This window comes from Paraburkholderia sp. MM6662-R1, assembly GCF_050436245.1.
Classification (GTDB): domain Bacteria; phylum Pseudomonadota; class Gammaproteobacteria; order Burkholderiales; family Burkholderiaceae; genus Paraburkholderia; species Paraburkholderia tuberum.
The window spans coordinates 1,463,400-1,477,134 of record NZ_JBNDLV010000003.1; the positions used below are offsets into that span (position 1 = coordinate 1,463,400).

Below are 13,735 nucleotides of genomic sequence, written 5' to 3' on the forward strand. Positions count from 1 at the left end.
CGCGTTTGCATCGGAAAGTGTGAAAAGTCGCAGTGCGTTTAGCCGTGCATGCGGGTGGAGTTCAGCTGGCCTCGCGCGTCGCGAGCCGGTTCGAGTTCGCTCGCCTCGATATCTTCGAGCGAGCGGTTGCGCGTTTCGATGCCGAAGAAGAACACCACGCATGCGCCGATCACCAGCACCGTCGTGGTCATCGCGAATACACCGAGGAAACCGGACAGCGGATAAACGAGGCCGACGAGGATCGGTGCGCTGACCGAGCCGATGCGGCCGAACGATGACGACGAGCCCGTGCCCGTCGTGCGTACCGCGGTGGGAAACACTTCCGGCGTGTAAGCGTAGACGCCGGCGAATGCGCCGTTCATGAAGAACGACAGCGCGATGCCCGCGGTCATGATCTGTATGCCGGTGTGAGAAAACGCGAGCGTGATCGCGGCGATGCCGCCGAACAGCATGTAGGAAGCGACCACCGCCTTGCGGCCGATCTTTTCGTTGAGCCACGCCGCCGAGAAGTAACCGGGAATCTGCGCGCCATAGATTGCAATCGAATAGCCGAAGCTCTTCGTCATCGTCAGCCCTTCCTTGACGAGCAGGCTCGGGATCCACGCGAAGAACGAGTAGTACGCGAACGCGACCGAGAACCACATCAGCCAGCTGACCGCGGTCGTGCGCGCGAGTCGCGGCGACCACAGCGTGAGCACGTTGCGCCACGCGTTGCCGCGCGCCGGCGTCGAGGCCGGCGTGGGCAGCGCGTGAAGCGCGTGGTTCGCAGTCACGGGCGCAAGCGCAATGCCGCGCTCGACGAACGCCGCTTCGATGCGGCCGACGATGCCGTTCGCTTCGGCCGCGCGGCCCTGGCTTTCGAGCCAGCGCGGCGATTCCGGCAGCGTCCGGCGCCACCACAGCAGCATCACGACGGGCAGCGACGTGATCACGGCCAGATAGCGCCAGCCGTCGACGAAGTTGCGCACCACCGCGAAGCCGAGAATCGACGAGGTCAGATAGCCGAACGACATGAAGCCGACCAACGCGCCGCAGAAAATGCCGCGATAGCGGCGCGGCACGAACTCGGCGAGAAACGGCGCGATCACGACCGTCTCCGCGCCCGAACCGAAGCCCGCGACGACGCGCAGCGCGAAGAACGTGTGCCAGTCGTGCGCGGTCGCGCTCGCGAGAGACGCGACGCAATAGATGGCGAGCGCGCTCATCATGATGCGGCGCCGGCCGATCACGTCGGCGAGCACACCCGACAGGAACGCGCCGAAAAAGTAGCCGATATAGGTGCTGCTCGCGACGAGCCCGGTCTCAGCGCTCGTCAATTGCCACAGCTTGCTGACGACCGGCAGCAGGAACGCGAGCGACGACGAATCGAGCCCGTCGAACATGTACCCGAGCCCGCCGATCAGCAGCAGTCTGCGGTGAAAGCTCGACAGGGGAAGTCTTTCAAGACGGGCGGCGACGGCGGACACGGCAACTTCTCCTGAAGGAAATGGCGCGGCGAGGCCGCGCGTTCTGCGCTGATGGCTGCTTCGGGCCGCTTATCGGCCGATTGCGTAGGCCTGCATCTGACGCGGTGTAGCGGCGCCTCGCATCAAACCGTTGCGGATCGCGACCGCGCAGACCCGGCCGAGCGCCCACGGTTCCGCGACGGTGAGGTCGTGGCCCCGCGCGTGCAGTTCGCCGAGCGTGCTGTCCGGAAAGCGCGACTCGGCCGACATCTTGCCGAGCTGCATCGCGCGCGGATAGAACGAGCCGGGGAAGTGCGCGGTCTGGAACGAGGGCGCATCGGCGGCGGCCTGGAAGTTCATGCCGCCATGCACGTGCTTGAGGAACAGCTGCAGCGACCACTGATCCTGCTGGTCGCCACCCGGCGTGCCGAAGGCCGCGTACGGTTTGCCGTCGCGCGTGACGAGCGTCGGCGACAGCGTGGTGCGCGGCCGGCGGCCCGGGCCGAGTGACGAAGGCAGGCCTTCTTCCATCCAGAACATCTGCGCGCGCGTGGTGATGTTGAAGCCAAGCCCCGGCACCGCCGGCGACGCCTGCAGCCAGCCGCCCGACGGCGTAGCCGACACCATGTTGCCCCAGCGGTCGACCACGTCGAGATGCACGGTATCGCCGCGCAATTCGGGCAGCGGCGCGAAGGTCGGTTCACCCTGGCCAAAGCCGCCGGCCTGCTCGCGCCCGGCATTCGCGACGATGCGCGCGGCGCGTTGCTCGCTGTCGCCGAGCATCCCGGGGCGGAATTCGAACGACGCGCGGCGCGGATCGATGAGGCGGCGCCGCTCGTCGTTGTACGCGTCGCTGAGCAGCACGTCCATCGGCACATGCGAAAACGCCGGGTCGCCGTAGAACACTTCGCGATCGGCGAATGCGAGCTTCGAGCACTCGATCACCGTGTGCACGAAATCGGGCCCGAGGGGGTCCATCGCGCCGAGATCGAAACCCTTCAGCAGCGCGAGCTGTTGCAGGAACATCGGGCCCTGGCCCCACGGGCCGGTTTTGTGCACGCGCATGCCCGCGTAGTCGTAAGACACCGGGTCTTCGTAGGTTGGCTCCCAGCGCGCGAGATCGCCCGCATCGAGCAGACCGCTATTGCGCAGGCCCGAGGTGTCGAGCACGGCGGTCGAACGGAAGTACTGGTCGATTGCGTCGGCGACGAAGCCGCGATAGAAGACATCACGCGCGCGTTCGCACTGCTCGGCGCGATCGCTGCGCGTATTCGCCTCGCGCAGGATGCGCTTGTAGGTTTCGGCGATCGCGGGATTCGCGAACAACTGGTTCGGCATCGGCGCCTCGCCGTTGCGCAGCCATTGCTCGGCCGAGGTCGTCCATTCGGTGCGGAAGAAGTCCTGAATCGCGAGAATCGACGATGCCATGCGTGGCAGCACCGGATAGCCGTTTTCCGCGTAGCCGATCGCATAGCTCAGCACTTCTTCGAGCGGCAACTGGCCATAGTCGCGCAGCAGCGCCATCCACGCGCCGAATGCGCCCGGCACGACCGCGGGCAGCAGGCCCGTGCCCGGCACCACGTCGAGCCCGATCTTGCGCATCCGCTCGATCGTCATGCGCGCGGGCGTCACGCCTTGTCCGCACAGCACGCGCACGCGTTCTTCGCGCGCGCTGTAGAACACCACCGGCAGCTCGCCACCCGGACCGTTCAGATGCGGCTCGACGATCTGCAGGACGAAGCCGGCCGCGGCGGCGGCGTCGAACGCATTGCCGCCTTTTTCGAGGACCGCCATCGCCGATGCGCTCGCGAGCCAGTGCGTCGAGGCCACCATGCCGAAGGTGCCGATCAGTTCTGGACGGGTTGTAAACGACATGCGCGACTCCTTGGCGACGACGGTCCGAATGGAAGAACCAATATGGAGTGGTTCAACTGAAGAAAATGAAAGCGTAAAACTAACGAAGCCGGGTTGCACCCGGTGTTAACCATCAACATGCGACCCAGTATAGCGAATCAAAAATCACCGGGTGCTGCTATGTCATGCCGCCGCGATTCTGGTATGGTTGGGACCAATACAAATTGGTTCAGTGGATAACATGGACAAACCGGTACTGGATGCGCTGCTCGACTACATCGCCGATCATCAGTTGAAGGACGGCGACGCGCTGCCGCCCGAACGAAAGCTCGCCGAGGAACTGGACGTGAGCCGCCGCGACCTGCGCGCGGCGCTCGCTTCGCTCGAGGCGTCGGGGCGCGTGTGGCGCGGCGTCGGCCGCGGCACCTATCTGGGCGCGCGGCCGCTGAAGTTTGCGCCGACGCTGCGCGGCTTGCGCGCCGGCACCAGTCCCGCGGATATCGCCGAAATGCGGCTGCTGTTCGAGCCGGCGCTGGCCGCGCTGGCCGCGACGAAAGCGAGTGGCGACGACCTGCAGGAACTGGAGAAATGCGCACGCAAAAATGCCGCCGCGAAAAACGACGACGAGTGGCAGCAATGGGATCATCGCTTTCATTTGCTGATCGGACATGCCACGCGTAATCCCGCGTTGATTGCGTTGATGGAGGTGATCAACGGTATGCGGGTGAAGCCGGAGGTGCGCGAGAAAACGTCCGCGCAGGAGACGCGGCAGTTTTTCGCGCAACAGCATCAGGCGATCGTCAATGCGCTGAAAGCGCGCGATGCGGATGCGGCCGCGCAATGCATGCGCGAGCATCTGCTGAGCGTGCAGTGGCGTGCGTCGGCGAAGACCGATGGTGCGGCGGCGCGGCGTGCGTGAGGCTGCCGTGGTGCCGCGCGTCGATCAGGATGGCGGCGCTTTACTGCGCAAGCTTCCGGTTCAGCCGGCGCATGCCGTCGAAGACCGCATCGGCCACGTCCAGCGGAAAGGCGGCGGGCAGTTGCGACGAGACTGTGTCGATCACCGTCTCCGTTTGCGCGGTCAACTGATCGATCAGCGTATCGACGTCCGCGGCGGAAAAACCGACGCGCTGTCCTTCGGCCACCCAATGCCGGCGCTGGATCTGATTGAGCAGGTAGTGGACGTTCTTGCCGCGAACCGCCATCGCCAGTTTCACTTTTTGCGCCGCGAGGCGCCCCGCGCCGCTGCCGATGATCGGATGTGCGGACAGCACGTCATAAAGCGGCGTGGATTCGTAGCGATTGCCGGGCAGATGCGCAATGCTGAAGTTCTTCGCGTGGCCATCGGTCGCGGCGAGCAGCCAGAAAACCAGCTGCGTCGCGAAGAAGTTGCGCCGGTCCGTCGTCGCGCGTGTGGACCTCGCGAGTATTTCCATGATCGCCTCGATGCCCGGACCGCCGTCGGACTCGTACTTGTGCAGCGCCGACGTGCCAGTGGCCTGGCACATGTCCTCTTGCGGCAGACGCACGATCCACGTGGCGTCGCTCGACAAACGGCGATCAAAGCGCTCGACGATCAATACCTTCTGCTCATCGAATCGTGCGATTTCGCAACGCGCGACGGGGAGCCCGTAGGCCGCGACGATCTGCGAGCACAGCCATTCGTTTTCCACCGACGTGCGCATATCGGCGCGCATGTTGCCGACGAGCCCAAGCGGCAGCTTGAAGATGTGCGTGGTCGGCGTGCTGCCTTCGGGCAGCAGCCAGCGATTGCGATGACGGAGCAGCGCGGTTTTTTCCTGCGCGCCGGCGATCGACAGACGCAGGTCTTCGAGCGGATCGTGCTGCCCGAGCGGCGCCGCCGTCGTCGTGCCGCGTAGCAACGCCGCGATGTCGCTGTCGCTGAGTTCGCGACCGTGGATGCTCGTCAGATCGCTCGGCTCTTCGTCCGGCGACAGCAGTTGCAATGCGCCGACGCAGTCGCGGCCGAGCGCGGTGAGCAACGCAAACGGCGCGGCGCTGCCGGTCCGGTAGCGCGCGGCGATGCGGCGCCGGATCGGTTCGCTGTCGGGCAGCAGGTTGTCGAAATAGTCGGCGACGATCTGGCCGCGATACGCCTGATTGCCCGGTGTGAACGGCAGCGACAGCGATAGCGGTCGTCCTTGCGGATCGTCGATCCATTCGTCGGCATAGCTCAGACGTTCGCCGCTGCGTGTCGTTTCCCAGGCGCCGACCCGCAGGCCGTTCATCCACAGATTCAGACGGTTCGGTGTGCTGCGCGCCATGCTTACCAGTCCTCCCGTTTCTTGCTGGTGCTGGCCGCTTTGGTTGCCTTGGCGGGTTTGACCGCTTTGGGCTTTTGCGCCGACGGTCCCGGTTTGAGCGGCACGCGCGTGGCGCGTTTAGCGTTGCTTTTTGCGTCGACCGGCGTTCCGGCGACCGGCGCTCCGGCGGCCGGCGTTCCGCTCCCGGCGCGGCGGGAGCGGTTCGGCGCCGGCGCGGCGTCTTCCACGGCCACGCTTTGCGTCGATCCGCTCTGCGCGAGCTTCAGATCGACCTGCAAGACCCGCAACACCCTGAAGAGCCGTTCGACGCTGACGGTCGCCGGATTCGCTTCGAGTTGCGCGTAGGTCTGTTGCGTGACCCCGAGATGCGCGGCCATCGCGGCCTGAGTGAGGCCGGCGGCCTTCCTGAAGCCCTGCAGGATCGGTCTGAGCTGGCTCAGTGTCTTGATGGCGTAGTCCACGGTCGATCTCCGGTTCGGCTGCGGCGGCGTAACAGCCCAAAACCTGTAAATAACAGATACAGTCTATACTCTGTATTTAGCAAATACAAGCTAGAGACTGTTAATGACGAGCACGGACGCATTGGAAACGGCGTCCCGTCACGCTACTCATCACGCAACTAACGGTCAACCGCGCACCGCCACCCCCTTCGCTGCTGCGCAGCCCCTGCGCCGCAGGCAACATGTGATCCACCGAAAATAAAGATGATGGACAAACGCAACCATAAAATCGCATCTGTTTCACTGCTGGTTGGTGCTGCCATCAGAAGAAGCAACGCCTCGACCGGAAATAGATAAATCCGAATCGTTTTCGATTGACGATCTAATCAGGAAGCCGAACATTCAGGCAAAACAAAAGCTGTTTTCGCATCGCGTGGCTAGAACACTGAATGGCCGTCGATAACGAATCGCTAGCAATATCACGGGCGCTCAAATCGAGCGCAGGATAACTGACGAGTGTTGACGCGCATTGCATCGTATCCTTTCGCTCGCTGAATGAAATTTGACACAAATGTCACGCGCCGCGCATCGAGCCGAAACGGGCTTGGAAATTACAGAAAAGGCTGTAGACTCTATAGCGTGTATTACGCGGCGACGCCAACACGAGTCCAATCGTTGCGCGCCTACAGCATCTGTGCAAATCACTCCAATCCGCCATGAGATTTTCTGCCATCAAGGTGTCTATTCGCTGATACGACCCAACGCCAATAGAAGCCGAACCGGCGAACCACGCCGACCGGTGAACCTGAAAGGAGATTCGACGAGACACACAGACCATTTTTCCAAATAACGCGATCGACGCCGCCGGATGCGGTCGCCGGCGGGCCGCTGGAGAACATAACTTCTTTGGAGTATGTGATGGCAAGCAAACCACAATGGCGAACGCTGTTATCTCTGACTTTTCTATCGCTGGCAATGATGGGCAACGTGGCGCGTGCGGAGAGCATTCCAATTGTCACAGGCCAGCAATGGATGCAGTCGACCGATGAGCAGAAGAAAGCGTATCTGGTCGGCATCTCGAATTTGATCGACGTCGAGCGCGCCTATGCCGGCAACATGGCGAACAGCAATGACATCGCACAGCGCTTCGGCAAGGGCATGCAAGGCCAGACACTGGACAGCGTGCGTCAAGGCCTCGACGGCTACTACGCCGCCAATCCCACGATGATCCAACACCCGGTGATCGAGACCCTCTGGTTTCAGATGGTCATGCCCGGCCTGAAAAAAAATCAGTAAGGAGAACGATCATGAAACGACTTGGGTGGATCGTCAGTATTGGCGCACTGGCTGCGATGATCGGTTGCACGGACATGAGCCCGCAGACGCAGGGAACGGTGAGCGGCGCGGCACTTGGCGCGGGCGCCGGTGCGGGCATCGCGGCGATCTCCGGCGGCGATGCGTGGACCGGCGCGATCATCGGCGGCGCGGCGGGCGGCGTGGCCGGCAATATCCGCGGCCGTCAGTAATTACCGGCGAGCAGGCAAGGCTGGGGCGCGACCTGGGTCACGTCCCGGTTTCGTTACTGAAGCACACGGCCCGATCAGGCCTTGATCAGGCATTCCACGGCCGTCGAGTGAAGCGATTTCCGAGGCGTCGCTGAAGGACCGTTCTTCCATGGGGCACCTCTCCCTTCTCCGCGATGCCGTATGCATTCCGTGCCATTTTCCTCACGTCGAATGTCAAGTAGCGAAGCGAATGGGGCGAATTCATTCGCGCTCGCGACATCGCGCATCCCCAGTTCGTCATGAAAATCATCCGTTCATACTCGAGCCGCTGTCGACGTCGCGTTGCCCTCCCGGCCGACAAAGTTTGAACCGATGATTAAAAGCCCTTAGGATATCCACATCGGAAGCCGCCGCGATGGCGGCATGCGCACACCACGCAGAGAGCAGTCTGCGCGCGGTGCAACCTTCATCTCATCAAGAGAACACGAATGCTGCGCACGTCACTGAAGGTGATAAAGATAAGTGCATGGGTTCTGGTGCTGCTGGCGGTGCTCGCATTGGGGCTACGCGCGTGGTATTCGCAGCGCGGGCCGGAGCTGTCGGTATGGCACACCTATGTGCCGCGCGAAATGACCGTCGAGGAAATGGACACCGCCGACTGGAACGCATACATCAAAGCGGAAAATCGGATTTTCGACGACGTGCGCGTCAATGTCGTTGAAAAGCTGCGGCCGTCCGAGCGCATTCCGGCGAACCGCTATTACGAGGGCTCGCCGATTTTTCCGTGGCATTTCGCCGAAAACTGGAATCACTCGTACATTCTCGAGCCGTCGGGGCCACCCGTCGGCGCGGTCGTGCTGCTGCACGGCATGACGGATGCGCCGTACAGCATGCGGCATATCGCGCGTCGATATCGTGATCGCGGTTTCGTCGCGATCGGCATCCGCTTACCCGGACATGGCACGGTGCCGGCGGGGCTCGTCGACGTGCACTGGCAGGACTGGACCGCGGCCACTCGGCTCGCGGTGCGTGAAGCGCGCCGTCGCGTGGGGCCGGACAAGCCGATCGAGCTGGTCGGGTTTTCGAACGGCGGCGCGCTCGCACTGCAATATGCGCTCGACGCGATCGAGAATCCCGCGCTCGCGCGTCCGACGCGCGTCGTGCTGATCTCGCCGATGATCGGCGTCACGCGTTACGCACGCTTTGCCGGTCTCGCCGGATTGCCCGCGGTGCTGCCGGCCTTCGCGCGCGCCGCTTGGCTCGGCATCGTGCCGGAGTTCAACCCGTTCAAGTACAACTCGTTTCCGGTGAATGGCGCGCGACAGTCCTTTCTCCTCACGAGCGTGATTCAGGATCAGATTGCGCGGCTCGAGCGCGAGAACCGGCTCGATAAGTTGCCGCCTATCCTCACGTTCCAATCGGTGACGGATTTCACGGTCAGCACGCCAGCGGTGATGTCGGCGCTCTACGACAAGCTGCCGGAGAACGGCAGCGAAATCGTGCTGTTCGACGTGAACCGCAGCGTGCGCTTCAGGACCTTCCTGCGCTCCGCGTCGTACACGGCGCTCTCGCGCCTACTGCGCATCGGTCCGCAGAACTATCGCACGACGGTGATCACCAACGTGTCGCCGGATTCAGCGCATACTGTCGAGCGCAGCGTTTATGCGGGCGAAGTGCAAACGCGTGTCAAGCCGCTGGATATCGACTATCCGCAGGATATTTTCTCGTTGTCGCACGTCGCGATTCCATTCCCGATCACCGACGCGCTGTACGGCATCGCGCCGGACGATTCGGAGAACTTCAACGAGAACCTCGGCACGCTCGCGCCGCGCGGCGAACGCGGCACACTGATTCTGACGCTCGATTCGATGTTCCGCATCGCGTCGAATCCGTTCTTCCCGTATCTGCTGCAGCGTATCGACGAAGGCATCGGCAAGATGCCGCCGCCGGTCGTCAAGTCACCGCCGCGCACGCATGAAACCGCCGACGGTCCGCCCGACGATTTCCCCGAAAATCTGAATGCGCTCGAGCAGGTCGGCTCGGACGAGCCTTGAAATCTCGATGCTTTGAATCAAGCTGACGGCAATTGCACTGCCACCCTCGCGAGATGTGACCAGACGGCCCGCACTTACCGCGGACCGCCTGCTTTTCGGCTCGAAGATCGACGTTACGGCTGATACGACGAATCGACGATCGTCCACAGCGCCGCTTTCGGCTGCAGGTTCGCATCGAACGGCAGCGGCAGGTTGTTGCGCGGCACCGGCGTCGACGTCAGCCACGTGTGCTTGTCCGAATAGCCCCAGAACGTGACCGCCTTGATGCTCGGCTCCTGCTCGAACAGAGCGAACACGGCGCGATAACGCTCGGCCTGCGCGCGCATGATGTCGTTCGGCACTGGATGCCCGAGGTCCGGCAGACATGCATGCGGATCGCTCCAGCATTCACCGGGATCGGCATAGAGACTTACGTCGAGCTCGGTCACCTGGTTTTCGAGGCCGAGCGCGGCGACGTCGTCGAACGCCTGCTTGATGTTCGGCAGCGGCGGCCAATTTACGCTGATATGCATCTGATGCCCGACACCGTCGATCGGCACGCCCTGCGCGCGCAAATCGCGAATCACCGCGAGCAGCTTTGCGCGCTTGCGCGGATCGTCGGTGTTGTACTCGTTGATATAGAGCTTCACGTTCGGGTCCGCCGCGCGCGCCGCGCGGAAGGCGATCGCGATGTAGTCCTTGCCGAGCGTCCGATACCACGGACTGTCTTCGCGATACACCTGATGCGGATCGTCGCTGATCACTTCGTTGACTACGTCCCACGCGTAGACCTTGCCTCGGAAGTGTGTGACGACGTCGGTTACATATCGATCGAGCCGCTTCGCGACGATGTCGTGATAGAGCGGATCTTTCGGATCGCCGGCGAAGAACCAGTCCGGCGCCTCGGTCCAGTCGCCGGCCTTGAAGTGCCACAAGAGCGTGTGCCCGCGCACCGCAATGCCGTGCGCTTGCGCGAACGCGACGATCCTGTCGGCCGGTTCGAAGTTGTACTTGCCTTCCGCGACGCCGATCGTGCCCGGCTTCATCTTGTTCTCGGCGGTCAGGCTCGAGAACTGGGCGGCAACGAGCGCCGCGTCGGCGGGACTGTCGATTGAATCAGGTTCAATCGCCGCGCCGACCTTGAAGTGCGCGGCCATCACACTGCGCAATGGCGGCAGCGCCTCAGCGGGCGCCGCGGCGAGCGGCCGGCCGTCATGAGCGACGGCGGCCTGGTTGTGCGCGCAGCCTGCGGTTGCGAGCGCGCAAACGGCGACGGCTGCGCAGAGCATGCGCATTGAAGTCCTCAAAGGACGCACTCCTGGTCTCCTTGTGACGCAATGCCGGTTCGGATGTCTTCTCTAACTATGTTCATCGTTACCGGTAACAGCGGGAGATGTTAAGCAGCCTCTGTCAGCCCCGCTATGAGGGATTTACCTGACATATCGACGAGACATGGATGGTGAATCAGCGTCGAGTCGACCGGTTTGACACGGCGTGGGTTGAAAGCGCTTTCAGATGGGGATTGCACGGAACCGACGCGCGGCTAACGGCGCGAAACAGGGCGCCAGTCACTGAATCCCAACTGGCGAGACAGGAAAACCGAATCCGTTGAACGCGCGGGTTTGCTTCAATCGTCGTCCGCGCCGCGATTCAGTTTGATTTCAATGCCCGTTCAGCGAGCCAGCGTCGGGCGAGAGCCGGTTGTCCACCGAGGTGACACCCGGTACCGACATCGCACTCTGCTCGGCACGCGCGACATGGTCCCGCTCGGGCACCCATCCGAGCAGCGTGATCTGCCCCGAGTGGGCAAAGACGAACACATGTGACATCCCGACTCCGCTGTGCGCCTCCGCGACCCGCACGCTATGGGCGAGTTGTTGGTCGGTGGCTTGCGAATCCTGGGCATGGGCCGCCGGCGCTATTGCGCTTGAAATCAGCAGCGCGAGTGTAGAAACAAGGGCTGTTTTCACGATACCTCCTTAGAGTGCCAAGGTGTGCCGGCAAAATCCGCCGGCAAATCTTCCGGTTCGACTCGATGCGAGGCGTCGGAAGTGCACTGGACAAAATCCTCATTTCACTGCATGCGTCGCGGTTATCGCGGTTGCGCGCCGAGGTTTTGCCAGTCGGGGCGATGGGCGGTCGTGCCGTCGCCCGCAGAAAAGTTGCAAGGGCAGCGTGTTCGAGCGGGACGTCGCATGTGCGGCGTGGCGGGGGAACAGCGAGAGCCGGGGATGGAAGCTGGTTGGAGCGTTCGTATTGGAGCGCGAGAGCCAGACGGATGAGCTGACAATCCCGCACTCAGCCTGCTACGCGGCTGAGCCCGGCTCGTTGCCCGACATCGTATGCATTGATGATAGTCGCTAATGTCCACCACTGCTGGCGGCTCCTGCGCCAGTTCGTCAAGCCCAAACCGGCAATGCAAGCGAGACGGCTCGTTGCATCTTCGCAACATCAAGCGCGAAATTTTGCTTGCATTCGAGCGCGTCTTCCTTGTTAAGCAAGCGCTGAGCGACGCGCGAGACGGATTGGCGCATCGTTTCTGTGCATGAGTTCAAACGGATTTCCGACGCTTGTGACCATCACGTAATGGTCACAAAGCAGGGCGCTACTGCGGGATCGTCGGGCGCGCAACTGTTATCGATAACAGCGTTTTCCCTGAGCAGTTAGTTTGATGCGCGGCGCAAGGCCATCCCTATAATCGCCTCGAAATGTGAAGCGAATAAGTAGCGAACATTTCGGCAAGAGGGAAAACGTGTGAGAACGCGTGCGTCCTGTGCGGCTTGGAGACGCCAAAATATATATATAAGGATATCTAAATGAAGAAGAAGCTTATTGCTATGTCGGTGATGGCAGCCGCGACGACGGTGGCCCATGCGCAGAGCAGTGTCACGTTGTACGGCCGTATCGACAACGGCATCCAGTTTGAAACCGGCCTCCCGGGCGGCCACGCATGGTCAGCCCAAAGCGGCGACTGGGGTTGCTCGTGGTTCGGCCTGCAGGGCGCCGAAGATATCGGCGGCGGCACGAAGACGGTCTTCCAGCTCGAAGGACAGCTCAACACGATGACCGGTGCATCCGCCGGCAATCTGTTCGGCCGTCACGCAACGGTGGGGCTGACGAACGACCACTGGGGTTTGTTCAAGATCGGTAACCTCGGCGCCGGCGAACTTTCGCAGGACAGCTGGGGCACCGACCCGCAGGTGATGCAGCGCTACGCGATCTCGACACTGGTGCGCGGTCGCAACTGGGCGAGCACCAGCAACGGCGCGGAGTACAACTCGCCGGTGCTGTTCGGCGGCCTCGTGCTGAAGGGCCAGTATTCGCTGACCAACAACACGAGCTGGAACTCGGCGCCTGTCAACTCGGCTGGCGTGCCGACCGGCCAGGGTCGTACGAACGCGGTCGAAGGTGTGTACACGTGGGGCAACGGCGACGTCCGCGTGATCTATGACGAAGTGCGCGGCGCCAACGGCTCGTTCAACAACGTCTACTCTGCTTCGCGGATGGCCCTTGTCGGCGGCACGTACGTGCTAGGTCCGGTCAAGCTGTACGCGGGCTACCAGCACCTGAGCGCGCCTGACGCGACCAACGCGAGCGTGGGCGTAACCGATGCGTCGCAGCCTCTCGGCGTGAGCGCGCCGACCAGTGTGAACCACGAATGGGTCGGCGCTGCATGGCAGGTCACGTCGCCCACGCTGTTGACGGCTGCGGTCTACCACGCCAACGCGAACAACGGCAACGGCAATGGAACGCTGTTCACGCTCGCCGCGACGTACGCGCTGTCGAAGCGCACGTTCCTGTACACGGAAGCCGGCTACGTGCACAACAGCTCAACGTCGAACCTGAACCTCGGCAACGGGCCGTACGGCAACAACAACTTCGATGCGGTGACGGGCACGTCGTCGAACAGCAACCCGAACTATGGTCATAGCCAGACCGGCGTGTTCGCCGGGATCATGACCTCGTTCTGAGTTGAGGTTGCCTGATCAGCAATCGCAGTGATCTCTTTGTTTCAAGGACTGTTTATTTCTCTTTCATAGAGAGGCCGGTGCGACGCCTCCTCCACCCTCGTCGCATCGGCTGCTTTTTCTTTTTTTCGAATTCATCACCGGACGTAGTGCGCCTCTTCATATCTGAGAGCGCTTTCATCACAGGATTCAGGCAGAACTCATG

General features: G+C 62.6%; 11 protein-coding genes. 5 read left to right on the forward strand and 6 right to left on the reverse strand.

Going from position 1 to position 13,735, the window contains the following annotated elements:
- Window positions 1-38: 38 nt before the first annotated feature.
- The gene (locus tag OKW39_RS29705) at window positions 39-1,466 is read right to left on the reverse strand and encodes an MFS transporter (RefSeq protein ID WP_429564251.1); all 1,428 of its coding nucleotides are present in this window, start codon (window positions 1,464-1,466) and stop codon (window positions 39-41) included.
- A gap of 69 nt (window positions 1,467-1,535) precedes the next feature.
- A complete protein-coding gene (locus OKW39_RS29710) occupies window positions 1,536-3,320 on the reverse strand; it encodes a gamma-glutamyltransferase family protein (protein WP_429564252.1) in 1,785 nt (594 codons plus the stop codon).
- A 220-nt stretch (window positions 3,321-3,540) separates the two neighbouring features.
- Between OKW39_RS29710 and OKW39_RS29715 the strand changes: the two genes are divergently transcribed.
- Window positions 3,541-4,218 carry a FadR/GntR family transcriptional regulator gene (locus OKW39_RS29715; RefSeq protein ID WP_184061755.1) on the forward strand — a complete coding sequence of 226 codons (678 nt, stop codon included), beginning with the start codon at window positions 3,541-3,543 and terminating at the stop codon, window positions 4,216-4,218.
- Window positions 4,219-4,258: 40 nt separating this feature from the next.
- Here OKW39_RS29715 and OKW39_RS29720 read toward each other — a convergent pair whose 3' ends face one another.
- Together OKW39_RS29720 and OKW39_RS29725 are read right to left on the reverse strand one after the other, a co-directional pair.
- Window positions 4,259-5,584: a type II toxin-antitoxin system HipA family toxin gene (locus OKW39_RS29720; RefSeq protein WP_429564253.1), complete on the reverse strand. Its 1,326-nt coding sequence runs from the start codon at window positions 5,582-5,584 to the stop codon at window positions 4,259-4,261.
- Between the two features lie 2 nt (window positions 5,585-5,586).
- The gene (locus OKW39_RS29725) at window positions 5,587-6,045 is read right to left on the reverse strand and encodes a helix-turn-helix transcriptional regulator (protein WP_184061753.1); all 459 of its coding nucleotides are present in this window, start codon (window positions 6,043-6,045) and stop codon (window positions 5,587-5,589) included.
- Between the two features lie 897 nt (window positions 6,046-6,942).
- On the opposite strand from OKW39_RS29725, the gene OKW39_RS29730 reads away from it, so the two are divergent.
- The 3 genes from OKW39_RS29730 (at window position 6,943) to OKW39_RS29740 (ending at window position 9,583) form a co-directional block, all read left to right on the forward strand.
- Window positions 6,943-7,320, forward strand: a complete 378-nt coding sequence (locus OKW39_RS29730) for a hypothetical protein (protein WP_090810644.1) — start codon at window positions 6,943-6,945, stop codon at window positions 7,318-7,320.
- Window positions 7,321-7,331: 11 nt separating this feature from the next.
- On the forward strand, window positions 7,332-7,550 hold the full coding sequence (locus OKW39_RS29735; protein WP_018422694.1) for a YMGG-like glycine zipper-containing protein: 219 nt from the start codon (window positions 7,332-7,334) through the stop codon (window positions 7,548-7,550).
- Between the two features lie 467 nt (window positions 7,551-8,017).
- Entirely contained in the window at window positions 8,018-9,583 is a 1,566-nt protein-coding gene (locus OKW39_RS29740) for an alpha/beta hydrolase (RefSeq protein WP_090810641.1), read from the forward strand.
- Between the two features lie 113 nt (window positions 9,584-9,696).
- Here the strand turns inward: OKW39_RS29740 and OKW39_RS29745 are convergent, their stop codons facing one another.
- Both OKW39_RS29745 and OKW39_RS29750 read right to left on the reverse strand, forming a co-directional pair.
- Complete coding sequence (locus OKW39_RS29745) at window positions 9,697-10,857, reverse strand: endo-1,4-beta-xylanase (RefSeq protein ID WP_429332591.1); 1,161 nt, start codon at window positions 10,855-10,857, stop codon at window positions 9,697-9,699.
- Window positions 10,858-11,223: 366 nt separating this feature from the next.
- Window positions 11,224-11,532 carry a BON domain-containing protein gene (locus OKW39_RS29750; protein WP_187616500.1) on the reverse strand — a complete coding sequence of 103 codons (309 nt, stop codon included), beginning with the start codon at window positions 11,530-11,532 and terminating at the stop codon, window positions 11,224-11,226.
- Window positions 11,533-12,378: 846 nt separating this feature from the next.
- Between OKW39_RS29750 and OKW39_RS29755 the strand changes: the two genes are divergently transcribed.
- On the forward strand, window positions 12,379-13,533 hold the full coding sequence (locus OKW39_RS29755) for a porin (protein WP_429564254.1): 1,155 nt from the start codon (window positions 12,379-12,381) through the stop codon (window positions 13,531-13,533).
- Window positions 13,534-13,735: the final 202 nt, after the last annotated feature.